Annotated in this window: 15 protein-coding genes; 4 read left to right on the forward strand and 11 right to left on the reverse strand. The window is 36.1% G+C overall.

Translation table 11 applies throughout. From position 1 onward, the window contains the following. Positions 1-63: 63 nt before the first annotated feature. The 3 genes from uvrA to N4270_RS06945 form a co-directional block, all read right to left on the reverse strand. Positions 64-2,895: an excinuclease ABC subunit UvrA gene (uvrA, locus tag N4270_RS06935; RefSeq protein WP_260096287.1), complete on the reverse strand. Its 2,832-nt coding sequence runs from the start codon at positions 2,893-2,895 to the stop codon at positions 64-66. A gap of 180 nt (positions 2,896-3,075) precedes the next feature. Next, on the reverse strand, positions 3,076-3,420 hold the full coding sequence (locus N4270_RS06940) for a hypothetical protein (RefSeq protein WP_260096289.1): 345 nt from the start codon (positions 3,418-3,420) through the stop codon (positions 3,076-3,078). Between the two features lie 50 nt (positions 3,421-3,470). Further along, entirely contained in the window at positions 3,471-4,886 is a 1,416-nt protein-coding gene (locus tag N4270_RS06945; RefSeq protein WP_260096291.1) for an alpha/beta hydrolase, read from the reverse strand. Between the two features lie 124 nt (positions 4,887-5,010). On the opposite strand from N4270_RS06945, the gene N4270_RS06950 reads away from it, so the two are divergent. Continuing rightward, a complete protein-coding gene (locus N4270_RS06950; protein ID WP_260096293.1) occupies positions 5,011-5,535 on the forward strand; it encodes a hypothetical protein in 525 nt (174 codons plus the stop codon). Positions 5,536-5,593: 58 nt separating this feature from the next. On the opposite strand, the gene N4270_RS06955 is transcribed toward N4270_RS06950, so the two are convergent. From N4270_RS06955 to N4270_RS06985, 7 genes are all read right to left on the reverse strand, one after another. Continuing rightward, complete coding sequence (locus N4270_RS06955; protein WP_260096294.1) at positions 5,594-5,965, reverse strand: hypothetical protein; 372 nt, start codon at positions 5,963-5,965, stop codon at positions 5,594-5,596. Between the two features lie 28 nt (positions 5,966-5,993). Further along, entirely contained in the window at positions 5,994-6,758 is a 765-nt protein-coding gene (locus N4270_RS06960) for a hypothetical protein (protein WP_260096296.1), read from the reverse strand. Positions 6,759-6,830: 72 nt separating this feature from the next. Beyond that, entirely contained in the window at positions 6,831-7,733 is a 903-nt protein-coding gene (locus N4270_RS06965) for a RimK family alpha-L-glutamate ligase (RefSeq protein ID WP_260096298.1), read from the reverse strand. Between the two features lies 1 nt (position 7,734). Further along, on the reverse strand, positions 7,735-10,992 hold the full coding sequence (locus N4270_RS06970; RefSeq protein WP_260096300.1) for a S41 family peptidase: 3,258 nt from the start codon (positions 10,990-10,992) through the stop codon (positions 7,735-7,737). Between the two features lie 95 nt (positions 10,993-11,087). Next, on the reverse strand, positions 11,088-11,876 hold the full coding sequence (locus N4270_RS06975; protein WP_260096301.1) for a hypothetical protein: 789 nt from the start codon (positions 11,874-11,876) through the stop codon (positions 11,088-11,090). A gap of 80 nt (positions 11,877-11,956) precedes the next feature. Then, a complete protein-coding gene (ggt, locus tag N4270_RS06980; RefSeq protein ID WP_260096303.1) occupies positions 11,957-13,675 on the reverse strand; it encodes a gamma-glutamyltransferase in 1,719 nt (572 codons plus the stop codon). Further along, the gene (locus N4270_RS06985) at positions 13,665-14,273 is read right to left on the reverse strand and encodes an acyl carrier protein phosphodiesterase (RefSeq protein ID WP_260096305.1); all 609 of its coding nucleotides are present in this window, start codon (positions 14,271-14,273) and stop codon (positions 13,665-13,667) included. The genes ggt and N4270_RS06985 overlap by 11 nt, the downstream gene beginning before the upstream one ends. A 74-nt stretch (positions 14,274-14,347) precedes the next feature. Here N4270_RS06985 and glmM point away from each other — a divergent pair, with 74 nt between their 5' ends. Both glmM and N4270_RS06995 read left to right on the forward strand, forming a co-directional pair. Continuing rightward, positions 14,348-15,736 (forward strand): phosphoglucosamine mutase, encoded by a 1,389-nt coding sequence (gene glmM, locus N4270_RS06990; RefSeq protein WP_260096307.1) that lies wholly within the window; start codon positions 14,348-14,350, stop codon positions 15,734-15,736. An 81-nt stretch (positions 15,737-15,817) separates the two neighbouring features. After that, on the forward strand, positions 15,818-17,329 hold the full coding sequence (locus N4270_RS06995; protein ID WP_260096308.1) for an aminotransferase class V-fold PLP-dependent enzyme: 1,512 nt from the start codon (positions 15,818-15,820) through the stop codon (positions 17,327-17,329). Positions 17,330-17,333: 4 nt separating this feature from the next. Here N4270_RS06995 and N4270_RS07000 read toward each other — a convergent pair whose 3' ends face one another. Then, complete coding sequence (locus N4270_RS07000; protein ID WP_260096310.1) at positions 17,334-18,224, reverse strand: lysophospholipid acyltransferase family protein; 891 nt, start codon at positions 18,222-18,224, stop codon at positions 17,334-17,336. 58 nt (positions 18,225-18,282) lie between these two features. On the opposite strand from N4270_RS07000, the gene N4270_RS07005 reads away from it, so the two are divergent. Continuing rightward, positions 18,283-18,918, forward strand: a complete 636-nt coding sequence (locus N4270_RS07005; RefSeq protein ID WP_260096312.1) for a rhomboid family intramembrane serine protease — start codon at positions 18,283-18,285, stop codon at positions 18,916-18,918. Positions 18,919-18,971: the final 53 nt, after the last annotated feature.

Genomic DNA, 18,971 nt, shown 5'->3' on the forward strand with positions numbered 1-18,971 from the left:
GATAGAACAAACAAATTAATTGATAAAGGACAAATTTGAGCTTTTGTCGGAAAAAGTAGATTGTTATGATAGCTCTTTCTTTAAGAATCGCGCTGTATGGCTTTTCTTGTCCTTAATAACGTCTTCAGGTGTTCCTTTGGCCACAACTTTTCCTCCGCCTTGTCCGCCTTCGTATCCAATATCGATGATGTAATCACACATTTTAATTACATCAAGGTTATGTTCTATGATAAGCACTGTATTACCTTTGTCAACTAACTTATTTAAGACAAGCATAAGCACTCTAATATCTTCAAAATGTAAACCAGTAGTAGGTTCATCTAAAATGTAAAAGGTGTTTCCTGTATCGCGTTTACTTAATTCTGTAGCCAGTTTAATACGTTGCGCTTCTCCGCCTGAAAGAGTCGTGCTTTGTTGACCAAGAGTAATGTAGCCTAAACCAACATCTTTAATGGTTTTTAATTTTTTATGAATCTTCGGAATGTGCTCAAAAAAGTCTACAGCTTCAGATATTGTCATATCTAAAACATCGCTTATCGATTTTCCTTTGTAACGAATTTCTAAGGTTTCTCTGTTAAATCGTTTACCTTGGCAGGTTTCACATTCGACATATACGTCTGGAAGAAAATTCATTTCAATAACGCGCAATCCGCCACCTTGACAAGTTTCACAGCGTCCGCCTTTAACGTTAAAACTAAAGCGACCAGGCTTATAACCTCGAATCATCGCTTCAGGAATTTTTGCAAACAGACTTCGGATTTCACTAAAAGTACCAGTGTAAGTTGCAGGATTACTTCGTGGAGTTCTTCCAATTGGCGACTGGTTAATATCAATCACTTTATCACAATGCTCTAAACCTTTAATACTTTTGTAAGGCATCGGTTTTTTAACGCCATTAAAATAGTAGGCATTCATGATTGGATAGAGTGTTTCGTTGATAAGTGTTGATTTACCACTTCCCGAAACACCAGTAACACCTATCATTTTTCCCAGCGGAAATTCTACAGCTACATTTTTTAAGTTGTTTCCTGTACAGCCTTTGAGTGTTATGGTTTTACCATTTCCTTTTCGACGTGTCTCAGGTACCGGAATTTTTTTCTTTCCGTTTAGATAGTCTGCTGTTAAAGTATCGTGTTTTAATAATGCTTCAGGTTTGCCAACACTTATAATTTCGCCTCCGTATTTTCCGGCTTTCGGACCAATATCAATCACATAATCGGCACGTTCTATCATATCTTTATCATGTTCAACTACAATAACCGAATTTCCAATATCTCGAAGTGAAATAAGCGAATTGATTAATTTTTCATTGTCGCGCTGATGCAATCCAATGCTGGGTTCGTCTAGAATATAAAGTACACCAACCAATTGTGATCCAATTTGAGTCGCCAGTCTGATACGTTGTGCTTCACCACCAGATAAAGATTTAGAACTTCGGTTAAGTGATAAATAATCTAAACCAACATCTAATAAAAACTGAAGTCTCGTTTTAATCTCTTTGATAATTTCTTCAGCGATTTTAAGTTGCTTGTCACTTAGCTTATTTTTGATGGTATTGAACCAATCGGCTAAATCTACAATATCTTTATTGGCCAATTCAGCGATGTTTAAATCGTTAACTTTAAAGTTTAATGATTCTTTTCGTAACCTTGAGCCTTCACATGTTGGGCATTTCACCTTATCCATGTAGGCTTTAGCCCAACGTTTAAGCGATGTCGTTTCGGCATTCTTATATTGGCTGTCAATAAAATTGGCCACGCCTTCAAAATCAATTTTATAATCGCGCGTCACACCTAAGGTTTTGCTTTCTACTGAAAACTTATCGTTGCCACCATACAAAATCATGTGTTTGGCATCTTCAGGGATGGATTTATACGGATCATTAAGGCTGAAATCAAAACGTTGCGCAATGGTTTCAAACTGTTTGAAAATCCAACTGTTTTTTTGTTCACCATGAGGCGCTAAAGCACCAGCTTTTATAGATAATGAATCGTCTGGGATAATTTTTTTCTCATTCACCTGATACAGCGTTCCAATTCCATTACAAGTAGGGCAAGCACCTTTAGGAGAATTGAATGAAAAGTTATTGGGCTCAGGATTTGGGTAGGAAATACCAGAAGAAGGGCACATTAAATTTCGGCTAAAATAACGTGTTTCATTCGTGTCGTGATCCAAGACCATTAGCACATCATCACCATGATACATGGCTGTATTTATAGTTTCTGAGAGACGCTTATCATGGTCGGCAGTATCTTCAATTTTAAGTCGGTCAATAACAATTTCAATATCGTGAGTTTTGTAACGGTCAAGTTTCATGCCTTTAACCAAATCACGAATGTCACCATCGGTTCTAACTTTTACAAAACCTTGTTTTGCAATTTGCTCAAAAAGTTCGCGATAATGTCCTTTACGTGAACGAATAACAGGAGAGAGGATATTTATTTTTTTGCCGTTATAGCTGTTTTTGATAAGTTCTTTGATTTGTTCGTCATTGTAACTTACCATTTTTTCTCCGGTGTTGTAGCTATAAGCATCACTGGCGCGAGCGTAGAGTAAACGTAAGAAATCATAAATTTCGGTAATAGTACCTACAGTAGACCTTGGAGATTTGCTGGTTGTTTTTTGTTCAATTGCAATTACAGGAGAAAGCCCATCAATTTTATCAACATCTGGTCGTTCTAATCCGCCTAAAAACTGACGCGCATAGGCAGAAAAAGTTTCGATGTAGCGACGTTGCCCTTCAGCATAAATTGTATCAAAGGCTAGAGATGATTTTCCGCTTCCCGATAACCCGGTAATCACAACCAGCTGTTCACGTGGGATGGAAACATCAATATTTTTTAGGTTATGCACTCTGGCACCTTTGACCTCAATAGCGTCTTCGAATTTGTTCATAAATCGTACTCCATTTCTTGTTTGGATAGCAAAGTTGCAAAGGTACAATTTTTAGTTGTTAATTTAGAGTGAAGATTACAAGCGAAAACGATATTAGATGGATTCAATTTTAAGGCTTACAAACAAAAAACGTGTTGAATTTTCAACACGTTTTATTTAATATTTAGTTATTTAAGATGGTTATTTTGATAACTCTCCAGCGTCAATAGCTTTTTGGTAATTGGCTTTTACTGTTGTTAAGTAGTTGAAAAATTTACTACCATCTTGTTTCTTTAAGATGACATAGGTTGTACCATCATCTTTTGTTTTTATTGCTTCAACAACCACTTTATTGCCATAAACACTATTGTAGTTGGCAACTTTTCCACGTTTTATTAAAATATTTTGTTTCGGAAAGTTGATATGATTAAATGATTGGGCATAAGGTTCACTTATTTCCAAAACATCACCAACTTTCGGTTCGTTTTGAGCTGTAGCGACAAAACAAAATCCTAAAAAAAAGGCTGCAAAAAATAGGTTTTTCATAATTAAAGACGTTTAAATTCAGAATATTACAAATTTATAAAAAAAACGGTTCAATCAAAAGCAATTGGATTAACTCGTACACATGAAGTATCTACTTGCTGCATAGGATTATTTAAAAATGCTACTGCCATTTGAAAAAAGCAAGCATTCATCGGACAATGACCTTCGGAAGGAAATATAACATGAATAGAATGTTTTAACGATTTTGCCACTTGTTTTCCATTTGAAGGAGGTGTAATTGGATCCCATTCACCACTGATTAAAAGTGTAGGAATTTCTGAAATTACAGCTTTCATTTTGGTGTAGGAAGTATCTTTTGAAGGCCAAAATTTTAAAACATCAGGATCTGAAGCAAATAAGCTGACGCCATTGGCGAGGTATGGATATTTTTTTTCGTCATTGGAAACTAGTGTTTTGTTTTTAAAAGCACCTTCATCTTTAAGGTTTACAGACCAATAAGCAGCAACATTAATAACTCCTAATCGGGATGCAAAAGCTAAAATGCCATTTTGAATGGCTTCAACATTATTGGTGCTAAATGCCATTATAAAAGATGGAACATTGGCAATCGTATTTCTATTGTATAGCATTTGCTGGATAAGTAAAAGAAAATCTTGCTTATTGATAACAAAATCATTGTTTTGAATTGAAAAGGTTTGTCCTTTAGTGTCTAAATTTTCACAAACCGATTTAAAGTTTTTTCTTAAGTTAGGATATTTGGCTTTGCAATTGGTGTCACTATTACAGGATTCAAAAAGTTGCTCTAGTGAACGATTTAAATTGGTGTAAATATTTTCATAAAGCCTTGTTTCAGGAGAGAATAAGCCAGAAAGAATAGAAGACCGTATACTTGTAGGATACATTTCCATATATTTCAATCCTAATCGTGTTCCATACGAACCACCAAAAATATTGAGTTGTTTATATCCTAAATGCTGCCTTAACGCTTCCAAATCTCTGGCACTTTGATAAGAACCAAAAGCCGTTTTAAAGTTGGTGTTGTTTAGTGATTTGATGCAATCAGAACTAAGCTTTAAAAGTGCTTCATCTTCTTTGTCTAGGGCTATATCTGAGGCCATGACTTCTAAAAATGTCAAACTTAAACCCGAACAAATCTCATCAGAAAACCCTATACCGCGTTGATCATACATAATAAAATCACGATCTGGATCTATAGCTAGCCCAGCAAACACATTGGCATAAGGTAATACACTTCCACCAGGACCTCCTTGAAGAAATATTAAGGGATCTTCTTTGCGGTTTTCAGATTTTGATTGAATCACGGCATAAGCAATTCTGGTGTTTCCATCGTTCTTATTATCCCAATTATTAGGAACTTCAACGTAGCCGCAACGGTCATGTGCGATAGTAATGGGATTTTCTAAGCTACAATTATGCTGTTCCTGAGATTGACAGATTCCTATCACCAAACTAGTGATGACTAATAAGGTGTATTTGAGTTTCATTTTAAAGCGATTTATTGGTAGGAAACACAAGCGTAAATTTTGAGAGGCTATCTCATAAAATTAGTAAATATTAAGCATTATTAGTATACTTGTTTTACTAAAACATCAATTAATCAATTTATATATGCAATTACTAGGAATCGGTTCAAGAATTAACCACAGCGAATTTGGAAAAGGGGTTGTTACTAATGTAACCTCAAAACATTATTGGGTCACATTTATGGACAATGGATTAGAAACTATAGATATTGACAGTGAGTTTGACGTTATTGAAGCCTGCGAAGATGAAGTTGATACCGTTAGTTTTGCTGAAGTAGAAAGCAGTCTTGTTCATATTTTAAAACGTTGGAGTGATGTGACTGAAATAGTTCCTATTGCTGAAAAATGGAAAGGCGGAAAGCTTATTTTGGAACCTGTTGATACAAATCTTCAAGGCAAAGAATTACCAATAGATAATTTCTTTCATAAAATAACAATGGTGCGCGACCGACTGCGAGTTATGGAACAAAAGATTAATTCGAGCAAAAACTTGGATGAGCAAGAAAAGATAGATTTGCAACAATATATCACCCGAAGTTATGGGAGTTTAACCACGTTTAATGTACTGTTTAAATTGAAATCGCAACAATTTGTTGGGCAGAGAAGTTAGTGTTTTACATTGCGGTAATAAATAGAAATCTTGAACTCAGGATTAGTTCTTTAGAAAATTATTTATTTTTAAAATATGCCCTTCTGATGAGCAACCCGTAAATTATAAGAGGTAGTATCAAGCATATAATGACCGATGTTGTTATATAATTGCTTCCGATGCTATCAAAGCTTCTGAGGAAATCGGCCGACGTATCAAACAGACTATTTGAAAACGCTGAAAAATCTGCAATTAGTACAAGTGTCAGTAGACTTAGTGTTAAAAAACTGATTTTAAAGTAATGCTTGCCTTTAATTTTGTCTATAAGGATTGTCCATGATAAAGGGATAATAATAAACCAAATAATGATATTAATTTCTTTATAACTAAATCCTGTAAGATTAGCTAAACCCATGAGGCAATCGTACGTAAGGTTAAATAGCTCTTTCATACAAAGCGTTTGTTACTATTTAGAACGATTAAAATACGACCTCCAATTTGGAATCATCACTTTCATTGATTGCTGTCTGTTCAGTTTTTATATCCTCAATTTCCAGTCCCATAAACAAGAATTTATGAAAGCTAGGAAGTTGGGCGCCTGTACTAGTCGTTATCCAATCACTCCACGAGGCTTCTAATCCGTTAATGGGTAAAATATCTACCCACATTTGAAAACTTTTAGGTGTTCCGTTGGCGTCAAAATGCCAGAGATAAGAATCGCCAGGTGTGGAACCTCCATTAGTATAAGTCACTAAAAGCGCTTCTTTGTTCGCTTCAGTTTTAACTAATCTACGTTCGACACCAGGATCAAATACTTTGTAAGGTGCTACCAGCCAAAAACTGTCGTTATTAAAAAGGTCTATTGCTTTTTGAATATAGTTTGCTTTATCATCTTCAGTATATTCGTTTTCAGAAATATAAACACGCGCATCCTTAGGATTAGCTAAATTTAATGCTACTCGAATATTTTTCCAGTAGACTTCACAAGTATTATTTGCTTTATTCCATTTAAAATGGTGTCGTTTTTTAAAAGTGAATTCAATATAATCGGTTGCTTTATAAGCCTCATAATCCAGCTGGTTTAGCATTTGAATGGCTAATTGATCGGCTGCTTCACCTTGAGTTCCTAGAGGTAAATCTTCATCGTACTTGAGATACATAAACGCAAAGAATAGAAGTGTAGGTAAGGTGAAGAAAACGATGATTCCTCCAATGATTTTTAAGATTTTTTTTGGCTTTGGCACTTTCAATTATTTTGTTTCAAAGGTAGGGAAAAATGTGGTGTATTTCTGAAGCAAATTCAGAATGAAACTTCGTTAGTTTAATTTTGATTTAACGCCTTTTGCTAAATATAATGCAGCTTCTTTATGGTATCTAAACCATAATTCGGGTTCAATAAGTTCTAATTCTGAAAGCGCAATATGTCCATTGTTATCTTCAAAAATATCAACTCTGGCATAAATTGGTAATTCGATACAAGCTAAAACGGCAGCTTCAGCAAAAGTAATTTCATGAGCTGTAGGTGTATAGTCTTGAATACTTCCGCCAAAATCATCTTGAACTCTAAAATCACCTGTCTTAGCTGTTTTTAAAATTGCATGCGTAAAAGTTCCGTTGAACACCATCATAGAAATTTCGCCTTTGGCAACAATATTATGCTGAAAGGGTTGTAGCATCATGGCTTCTTCTTGTATTAACTCCTGAAAAATGGGTTCGTAAGTGTTTAAATTTTCTAAATTTAGTTTATAGGTATGTCGTGCCGCTCCAGAAATACAAGGTTTTAAAACGGTTTCGTCCCAATTGAGTATGTGATGCAATTGCTCAAGTGTGACCTTTGCGCCTTGTTCTATAAAATGACTTTCAGCTATATGAATCCCTTTGTTTTGTAAATCTAAAAGGTAATGTTTATCGATGTTCCACCGGATTATCGCTTCAGAATTTAAGAGTAAGGTTTGTTGTGATACCATTTCTAACCATTCTGAAAATTCATTAAACCGATCAAAATAATCCCAGGTTGTTCTAAATAATACGGCTTTGGTAGATGACCAGTTAAAAAACTGATCATCCCAAGCAAGTCTCAATGTTTTGAGTCCGATTTGTTCTAAAGCATGATAGACTAAACGATCTTCATAGTAAACGTTGTGTTTGTAAGCGTCGGTTTTAGAATCATTGAGATAGCGGCTATCTGTCAAGATCACCACGTCATATTGTGTATTCAAATTAGTTGTCGTTTTTATAGCCTTTAGGTCGCATTGATCGTATTGGTGCTTCAGGTTCAGGCATGAGTTCAAATTCGTTATTTCTAAGTTGTTTCATCGCTTCTTCAACAGCACGTTCGAGTTGAGGGTCTCTACCTTCAGTAACTAGTTTTGGGTGTTGAATCACTTCTATATCTGGTGCAATACCTTCACCTTCAACTGCCCAATTACCGTCAATGTCATAAAACCCACCACGTGGTGCTACCATTCGTCCGCCATCAATAAAACGCGGTGTGTCCCAAGTACCTACGAGTCCGCCCCAAGTTCGGGTACCGACTAAGGTTCCAATATTAGCCATTTTAAACATATATGGTAATAAGTCACCTCCAGATCCGGCGCGCTCATTAATAATCATCACTTTAGGTCCCCAAATTCCAGCCATAGGTGTGGTCCAAGGTCTGTTGGTTTCAGTTTTACTATTAAAATATCCGAAGAGTTTACGATTCATAATATCAATCATATAATCTGCGGCAGAACCTCCACCATTATTGCGTTCGTCAATAATAGCGCCTTTTTTATCTTGTTGTGAAAAATAGTAGCGGTTAAATGAAGTAAAACCACCGCCACCCGTATTGGGTACATAGACGTAAGCTAATTTTCCGTTAGATAATTCATCGACTTTCCGACGATTGCTTTCAACCCATTCTACATAACGTAAATTACGCTCACTGCTCACAGGTTTAATTAAAACTGTTTGCGCACCATCCATTGAAGGTTTGCTGTTAAAAGTGATATTAATTTCACGACCTGCAGTTTGTTCTAACAATTGATATGGATTAGTAGTTGTGGTTAGTTTTTGACCATTGATAGCCACAATGTAATCGCCTTCGTTTATATTAATTCCTGGTTGTGCAAGCGGAGCATTAGTGCCAGGATTCCAACGTTCACCAGTGTATATTTTCGCGATTTGATAATTGCCATTTACTGATTTGATATCGGCACCCAATAATCCCACAGGAACAAAATCTACATTTGGCATATCGCCACCAGACACATAGGAATGCCCAACTGCAACTTCACCACTCATAATATCAACCACATAATTTAAATCGGTTCTGTGTCGTACATGGTCAATCCAAGGCGCATACCATTTATAAACATCGTCCCAAGGTGCGCCATGTACATTATCAACATATAAGAAGTCACGCATAAAACGCCAGCCTTCTTTAAAAATTTGGTGGTATTCTTCTTGGGGATTGATTTTTATTTTAAGGTTTGTATCAATTTTATCTTTAGAGAAATTAGGTTTTCCTTTGGTTGAAGAAATAGCCCATTGTCCGTTTTTATTAATTAAAGCCGATTTTCGGTCTTCGGAAATAATTAAATTTGAAATCCCCTCAACAAATACTTCGGCTTCATCTTTTTCGGTATCAAAATCATGAATTTTGAGTCCGTCATCACCAACTTCAGCCACAAAGACATGTCCTTGCGGTGCTTTGGCAAGACCCACATAATTGCCATTAGGAAGGCTTAAAGGAACGGCTCTATCAAAGAGTCCTTTGGCATCAATAGTAACCGTTACACTTGAGGTTTGGTCATCTTTTTTGTCTTTAGACTTATCTTTATCAGCATCATCTTTGTCCTCTTTCTTTGCTTCGGAAGCTTCTTCATCAGATTTAATATGATTGGGTGCTTTGTCTTTTGAATTTAACACAACGGCATATAAGCTACGCGTTGTTTCTGGATCATAAGAACTCATATCTAACCAGCCCGTTGCTAATCCGTAATCTGTACTAGCTAAGGTGTAAAGGTATTTTCCTGAAGCATCCCAAACCGGACTAATCGCATCGGCTATAGGATCGGTAATCGCTGTGATTTTTTTAGAATCTATATGGTAGGCATAAATAGATTTAAAACTAGAATTATTTTGCTTGGCGTAGGCAATCCATTTGCTATCTGGGGACCAGACAGGATTCATGGATCGTGTTGGATGTGCATAACCTTCGGTATCCACTTTGATTGCTTTTTTAGACTCTAAGTGAATGACCCAAATATTGAAGTCGGTATCGGTATAGGCTAAATGTTTTCCGTCAGGAGACCAATCTGGTTGAAAATAAAAGGTGTTATTAGGGAGTTTGATAGACGATTGATTTTGTCCATCCTGATCAGCAATGACCAATTGGTATTCACCACTTTGATCAGAAAACCAGGCAATTTTATCACCTTTAGGTGACCAAATTGGAGCTCTGTCTGCAACACCAGAAGTATGGGTTAGATTTCTCCAAGTACCATTTTCTTTAGGAATTGTAAAAATGTCGCCACGATGTTCAAAGATGGCGCGCTTCCCGTTTGGCGATATATTAGGATTTGATAATTGTCTGCCTGAAACATTTTCCCATCGGGTACGAGAAAAATTCAAATCGGCTTTAACTTCAATTTGTAATGTTTTTATACTACCATCAGCAGGATTTAACGTGTGTAATAATCCGCCTTGTTCGTATACAATCTTATCCTTACTAGCATCTAAACTTTTGACATCAAATTTTTTATGAAAGGTAAGTTGTTTTTCAGTTTTTGTTTTAGGATCGAAGGACCAAATATTACTGGTGTAATCACGTTCAGAAAGATAATAGACCGTTCCGTTGAGCCAAACAGGATAAAGGTGACGCTCTTTATCAGCTTGAGGCGTGGTTATGAGTTCTTTCGTTTTTAAATCTACAATCCATATTGGCATGGCTTGGCCACCACGATAATTTCGCCATTCGGCATCCCAAGAGGTAATAGGCGTATAGGCGATGTGTTTACCATCGGCAGAAATTTCACCATAAGCCGCACGTGGAATATTGACAGCTTCAGGTAAACCTCCTTTAGTAGATACGGTAAAAAATTTATTGGTTTGTGTTGGTTTTGCTTCGCGATTGGAACGGAATAATATAGTGCCTTCAGGTGTCCAGCCTTCTACAAAATCACCTGCAGAATGATAAGTTAAACGCTTAGGTTCTCCACCTTCACTAGGAATGATAAAAACGTCAAAATTCCCATCATATTGAGCTGAAAATGCAATCCATTTACCGTCGTTAGAGAAATGCGGATTCAATTCGTAACCATCGTCGCTTGTAAGTCTAATAGCAGTGCCACCGTTGACCGAAGCTTTCCAGAGGTCGTTGGCATAAACAAAAACAACATCGTTGCCGTGTAAAGTAGGTTGGCGTAATAATTTGGTTTGCGCAGAGGCAATAATAGAAAATAAGCCCAGAGCGGCTCCTATTAATCGTTTCATATTTTGGTTGGATTGATTATCTTCTAAAGATACAAAATAGATGAAATGATTTTTTTAAAGATGTGTTAAAATGAAATTCTCAACGTCAATCAGGATTAATCATAATATTCCAAAGTAAAGAAGCTACCATCATCTAAGTTATATTTTGTGACGTAATTATCAGTATCATATTCAAAAGTATACGCATAGGTTGTGCTGTCTGATATAAGATTTAGACAATTATTATTGGAAAGGTAAAAACCAGGAAGACTAATAGCATCCCAAGAAAACAATCGTTCGGTTACTTGTTTATCGTCATCCCATTGAGTAATGCTGTTATGGTATTCATATACCACTTCGTTGATTGCTGAGTCGTAAGATATTTCATTAAAGGTGATAAGATTTCCATCAGAATTATGCGCATACTCTTGAACAAAATGAATATTGCCATTGAGGTTGTACGTTTTATAGGATTTCAGTAAGTGTCCTGAAAATGTATACTCAAAAGTCTGCTCCATATAAGTATCTCCTGAATCTGTGAAAATAGTTCTCGTTCCGGTAGCGTTATTTGATGTAAATTCAAGAAACTGTAATTCAGAGTTTACGATTTCATCTCCCGATTGCTCTCGCTTAAGTATGTTTGAGATTTTGTCATTTTGATAGCTTATAAAAGTGCTGTCATTGGCTTCTTCATTAATAAAAGCAATATCACTATGAACGATTAACTCCAAACGATTTGATGCGTCGTAAACATATTTTTCTGAATAGCCATTACTCCATGAAATCTGTTTTAATTGCTTGGTAACCGTTGGGTCAGTTTGATCATTAGGATTGTCGCTATCTGAAGAACAAGCCAAAATCATTAATGCCATTAAAATTCCTAGGGTGAATTGTGATAGTTTCATTTATTCAAATTTGTCTTGATTGAAATTGTATTTTTTACAAATATAATTTTTTGATTGATTTAGCAGTCCTGAAAGTAGATTTAAAAGCCAACAGCTTTATCGTCACCTCGATAGTCGGCACCTCCTTCTAAAGTTCCATTTTCTAATATAAGAATCGCATCTACTTTACCAATGACTGGTGTGCGTTTTTCATTGATGGTATAGCCTTTGGCTTTGAGTTGTTCCAGTAATATAGCATCAAAACGTTTAGGTTCAATTCTAATTTCTTCAGGTAGCCATTGGTGGTGAAAACGAGGCGCGTCAACAGCTTCTTGCATGGTCATTTTATATTCATGGACATTTAAAATTGTTTGTAAAACTGAGGTGATTATGGTAGAGCCTCCAGGGGTTCCAACAACCATATAAAGATCGCCGTTTTTTTCAACAATCGTTGGTGTCATTGCGCTTAACATTCGTTTTTGTGGTGCGATGGCGTTGGCTTTTCCGCCAAGGAGCCCATACACATTAGGAACACCAGGTTTACTACTAAAATCGTCCATTTCATTATTGAGAAAAAAGCCTAATTCGTCCACAAAAAGCTTAGAGCCATAAGCGCCGTTTATAGTTGTAGTAACGGCAACGGCATTACCAAATTGATCGACTATGGAATAATGCGTCGTTTCTTCATGTTCTTGATACTGAACACCTTCTTTTATGGTCATGGTGTAATTAGGTAGTGTCCCATACGTTATCGCTTCAGAAGGGATTGCCTTTTCAAATGAAAAGTTAGCCATTCGGTTTTGTAAATAGGTGCTGTCTAGTAAATCGGTTATTGGAATGTTCACAAAATCGGGATCACCTAAATAATAGCTCCGATCAGCATAAGCTTGTTTTTCGGCTTCAACCATTATTTGAATAGCTTCCAGCGAATTTTGACCGTATTGCCCAACATCATAAGGTTCAATCATTTTCATAATTTGCGCAAGGCAAAGTCCGCCAGAAGAAGGAGGTGACATTGAAATAATTTTAAGCTCATCATAATTGAAACTAATCGGTTCACGCCATTGAGCTTCGTATTGCACTAAATCTTCAATAGTAACAATTCCACCTTTTCTGTTTAAATAATCAACAAGTTGCGTTGCTGTTTGTCCGGTATAAAATTCGTCACGACCATGTTCAGCAATACGTTTTAAGGTTTCGGCGAGAGCAGTGTTTTTAAAGGTTGAATGGGCTGCAATCTGTTTGTTAATAAGCGTTTGTTTGCCGTTTACAGCTGTAATGATACTATCATATTTCTGAAAACGCTTGTGTTGTTTTTCGGTGACTATAAATCCGTTTTGAGCAAGTTCAATAACGGGTTGTAATAGCGTTTTAATAGGCAAACTTCCAAATTTTTCATGAGCAGCAAAAATACCAGCAACGGTTCCTGGAACACCAACGGCGTAGGCACCTACGGTACTTTTATTAGGAATTACATGACCAAGAGAGTCCAAATACATGTCTTTACTTGCGGCCAAAGGTGCTTTTTCACGATAGTCGAGCGCGCCAGTTTCACCAGTATTGAGGCGATATATCATAAAACCACCACCGCCTAAATTTCCAGCATAGGGATAAGTGACAGCCAAGGCCATTTCTGTAGCAAACATTGCGTCAAAAGCATTGCCACCTTGTTCGAGAATGGCACTTCCAATTTTAGAGGCTTCTTCACGTGCCGAAACAACCATGGCATGCTGAGTTGTGAGTCCGCGTTTCGATTCAACATTTTTCTTGCAGGATAAGATGCTTAAACCGATTATGATTAATAGATAGTTAATCTTCATGAGCTAATTGAATTTCAAGGTCTTGTAAGGTTATTTTTGAAAAGGCGATTAATTCTTTAAAAAATGCGGTGAATTCAGTGTCAAATTCGGTGTAAAATTCTTTGAGTTCTACTGTGGCTGTATCCATACCAGATTTATTCTGTGTTCTTCTATTCATTCCATCTAAAACCTTTTGAATACCTTCAATTTTCGCATAACTCAACAACCAGTTTCCGGCAATCATATGCGGCATCATTTTTTGAATCCGTACAGGAAGAATTTCAAAATGCTTTCCGAGTAAATCATAGAAACTATCAATATATTCAGCAAGAGGAATTTCAGAATAATTAGCCCAATTTTTTGCAAGAAAATGGTCGTATAAAATATCGACAATTACACCACTGTAATGCCCGTAATTTTTGTGTAAACGTTTGGTGCTTTGTCTTACTATTGGATGCGCATCGGTAAAGGTGTCGATTTGACGATGGAGCAGGATGCCTTTTTGAATTCCGATAGGAAATTTTTTGTAACGCTTTCCTCGAATTCCATCAGCAATAAAATTACCAATTGTGATTTGATCGTCGTTGTTAGATAGATAAATATGGGCTAAAAAATTCATTGGTGTAATTTACGAATTGTGAGTTAAGAATTACAGTTTTGAAATAGTATATTTGCACAAAATATGAACATCTTATGACACTTATAAAATCAATTTCAGGAATACGAGGAACCATTGGTGGTCAGGTTGGAGAGAATTTAACTCCAATTGACGCTGTGAAATTTGCATCAGCTTATGGTGTGTGGATTAAGCAACAACGCAACAAAGATAATTACAGAGTTGTTGTTGGGAGAGATGCTCGAATTTCGGGAGAAATGATTCAGAATTTAGTCATGAACACCTTAGTTGGTTTAGGAATTCATGTGATTGACTTAGGCTTATCTACAACACCAACCGTTGAAATCGCTGTGCCTATGGAGCATGCCGATGGCGGAATTATTTTAACCGCAAGTCACAATCCGAAACAATGGAATGCCCTCAAACTTTTAAATGCAAAGGGCGAATTTTTAAACGGAGAAGAAGGTGCAAAAATTTTAGATATAGCTGAAAGCACTGACATGGCGTTTGCCGATGTGGATCGTTTAGGGAAGATTACCGTGAACGATGCGTATATTGATATGCACATTGATGAAGTTCTAGCATTGGATTTGGTTAATAAAGCTGCTATTGAAAAAGCGAACTTTAAAGTGGTTGTTGATGGTGTGAATTCTACGGGAGGTATTGCAATTCCTCTGCTTTTAGAACGATTAGGTGTGCATCCTATTAAATTATATTGTGATCCAACAGGTCATTTTCCTCATAATCCAGAGCCGTTAAAAGAACATTTAACCGATTTATCTAAAGCGGTTATTGATGAGCAAGCCGATTTCGGTATTGTTGTCGATCCTGATGTTGACCGATTAGCGTTTATGGATGAGAAGGGCGAGATGTTTGGTGAGGAATATACTTTGGTTGCTTGTGCCGATTATGTATTGAGTAAAACACCAGGAAATACAGTAAGTAATATGAGTTCTACTCGAGCGCTTCGAGATGTTACTGAAAAACATGGCGGCACTTATGAAGCAAGTGCTGTAGGCGAAGTAAATGTGGTTAATCTCATGAAAAAAAACAAAGCCATCATTGGAGGTGAAGGAAATGGCGGCATTATTTATCCGGAATCACACTACGGAAGAGATGCTTTGGTTGGCGTTGCATTATTTTTGAGTTTATTGGCAGAAGGACATAAGAGTGTCAGTGAATTAAGAGCGTCCTATCCTAATTATTTTATGAGTAAAAAGAAAATTGAGCTCACTCCTGAATTAGACGTTGACGCGCTTTTAAAAGCAATGGAAGCAAAGTATGCACATGAAGAATTAACAACGATAGATGGTGTTAAAATAGACTTTGCAAACTCTTGGGTGCATTTAAGAAAAAGTAATACTGAACCTATTATTAGAATTTATACCGAAGCGCCTAGTCAGCAAGATGCCGATGATTTGGCAGATCGCATCATTTCAGAAATAAAAGTAATTGCAAATATTTAGTATCTTTAAATACTACATTAGACTATTGAGTAGGTTTATTGGTAAACAATTAAAACGATCGTATAATAAATAAACAGTTTTATGATTTCTACAGAAGTTTCAATGACTAAGCCTTCAGAACTTGAATTGTATTTTAATCAATTCAGAAAGCATATCATTGGTATCGATCAGGAATTTGATTCTCCTTTTGGAACTCAAAAAATTATTTATACGGATTGGACAGCTTCCGGAAGACTATACCGACCAATAGAGGAGAAAATATGTAATGAGTTTGGACCATTCGTTGCTAATACGCATACCGAAACTACAGTTTCAGGAACTGCGATGACCAAAGCTTATCATGAAGCAAAGCATATTATCAAAGCACATGTCAATTGCGATGATGACGATGTGCTTATTGTTTCGGGTAATGGGATGACGGGTGTGATTAACAAATTTCAAAGAATCTTAGGGTTAAAAGTTCCTGAGAATTTAAGAAAGTACACCACTGTACCTGATGAGATTCGTCCTGTTGTTTTTGTGACACATATGGAGCACCATTCTAATCAAACCTCATGGCTAGAAACGATTGCTAAGGTAGAAGTTATTCCTCCTGATGACAATGGGTTGTTCAGTTTAAAAAACCTTGAAGTTCTCCTCGAAAAATATAAAGATTGTACCTTAAAAATCGCCTCAGTAGTTGGTGGTTCAAATGTGACAGGCTTGGAAACACCATATCATGATATTGCAGAATTAATGCATAAAAATGGAGGTGTATGTTTTGTGGATTTTGCCTGCTCGGCGCCTTATGTTGCTATTGATATGCATCCAGAAAACGAATTGCAAAACTTGGATGCTATTTTCTTTTCGCCACATAAATTTTTGGGCGGACCAGGCACTTCGGGCGTGTTGATTTTTAATAAAAAGTTATACAAAAATATGATTCCAGATTGTCCTGGAGGTGGTACAGTAAGCTGGACGAATCCTTGGGGCGAACATAAATACATAGATAATATTGAAGATCGCGAAGATGGTGGAACTCCTGGCTTTCTTCAAACTATAAAAACAGCTTTATCGATTAAGTTGAAAACACAGATGGGTGTTGACAATATTTTAAAACGTGAGCATGAGTTGGTGTCTTATATTTTTAAAGCATTAGATCCTGTTGACAATATTAACATTCTTGCAGGTCAGCACCAGGATCGTCTTGGTGTCATTTCATTTTATATTGATGATTTGCATTATAACCTTGGTGTTAAATTATTGAATGATCGCTTCGGAATTCAAACCAGAGGTGGTTGTAGTTGTGCGGGTACTTACGGGCATTTTTTATTGCATGTAGATCAACGTATGAGTCACGAACTTACCAGTGAAATTTCTATAGGTGATTTGGTACGAAAGCCAGGCTGGATTCGAATGTCAATTCACCCAACAACAACTAATGAAGAGATTGTATTTGTATGTGATAGTATAAAAGCCTTAGCAAAAAACCATAAAGAGTGGTCAAAAGCGTATAACTATCAAAGCGCCACAAATGAGTTTATACATGAATCATTAAGCGCTTCTCAGCCTGATTCTAGTGATGAATTAATTAAGGCTTGGTTTAGTTTGTAGCAATCTATTTATAGTCTTCTGGACCTTTGTCTTTATGTTTCCATCGTTTGTGCGTCCATAAATAATATTCAGGAGCTTCACGGATTTGATTTTCAACAAGTTTTAAAAAGTGTTCTGTGATTTTATAATCTTCTAATTCTTTAGGATGTTCTGCCAGCGTCACAAATGACGTTTCATAATAGCCACGTTTGAGGCGTTTAACGCCAAAAAATACCACAGACATATCTAGTTTTTTTGCCAGCATTTCGGCACCTGTATGAACGGGAACTCTAATGTTCATAAATTCGGTCCACAGAAAAGCCTTCCAAGGTCTCGGTGTTTGATCTGAAACAAATCCGTTGATAGTTGTAATACCTTGTTCTTTTAATTTTATAAGTTCCGGAATGGTTTCTTTCGTGGTGATTAAATGGCTGTTGTATTTAGCTCTAATACGTTTGACTAAACGGTCAAAATATTTGTTTTCAATTCGTTTATAAATGGCATTTCCTCTGGATTTCACATAGGTTTGTAATATGAAAATCCATTCCCAGCTTCCGTAATGTGCGCACATGAGAACAATGCTTCTGTTTTTGTTTTCTAGCTCTTGAATGAGTTCTACATTAGTGAAGGTAAAACGTTTTTTCATTTCAGCTTCAGAAATCGATAAAGATTTTATGGCTTCAACCATCATATCACATAGATGATGGTAGAATTTTTTTGTGATTTGTTTGATTTCTTGGTCGTCTTTTTCAGGAAACACAAGTTTTAGATTCGATAAGACGGTCTTTTTCCGATAGCCAAATAAGCGATAAATGAGAAGGTATAAAACATCAGAAAACGCATATAATAACCGAAAAGGTAGTATAGAAACAAACCATAAAAATGGATAAACTAAAATGTAAATTATAAATTGCATCAAGAAGTATTAGATTTGCACCGACAAATATAATTATAATAAAAACGTTTAAAAGTCTATGGGGAGTTTAAGTTTATTTACCATTATCATTATTGCGGCTAATGTATTGATATCCTACAAAGGATTTAACGATTATGGCTTTTTTGAACGTTATAAATTTAATGTTGGTAGTATTCAGCGAGGAGAACAGATTCGGATATTTAGTTCTGCGTTTTTACATGCAAATCCGCAGCACTTATTATTCAATATGATTACGCTGTATTTTTTTGCCGATCGCGTTATCTATGAATTAGGAGAGTTTAATTTTTTAATCGTTTATATAGGTAGTTTAATTTTGGGAAGCTTATTATCATTTTATTTTCATAAGAACGAATATCAATATAGTGCTGTAGGAGCGAGTGGAGCTGTGATGGGTGTGTTGTATTCGGCTATTTTAATAGATCCAATGATGCAAATAAACTTTATTATTCCCGGATTTGTATTTGGAATAGGCTATTTATTATATTCTATCTACGGCATGCGAAAGCGCCTAGGTAATATTGGGCATGATGCGCATTTTGGTGGTGCCATTGGAGGTTATGCGATTACCTTAATTTTGAAACCATCTTTATTTGAAACCGAATTGCTTATGGTTAGTTTATTGGCCGTTCCAATTGTGATATTATTTGTGTTACATAAAATGGGAAAAATTTAAACCTTTAGAGTATAAAAAAACCTTCATTCTATACAGAACAAAGGTTTCTATTT

Source organism: Psychroserpens sp. SPM9, assembly GCF_025153525.1.
Lineage (GTDB): Bacteria > Bacteroidota > Bacteroidia > Flavobacteriales > Flavobacteriaceae > Psychroserpens.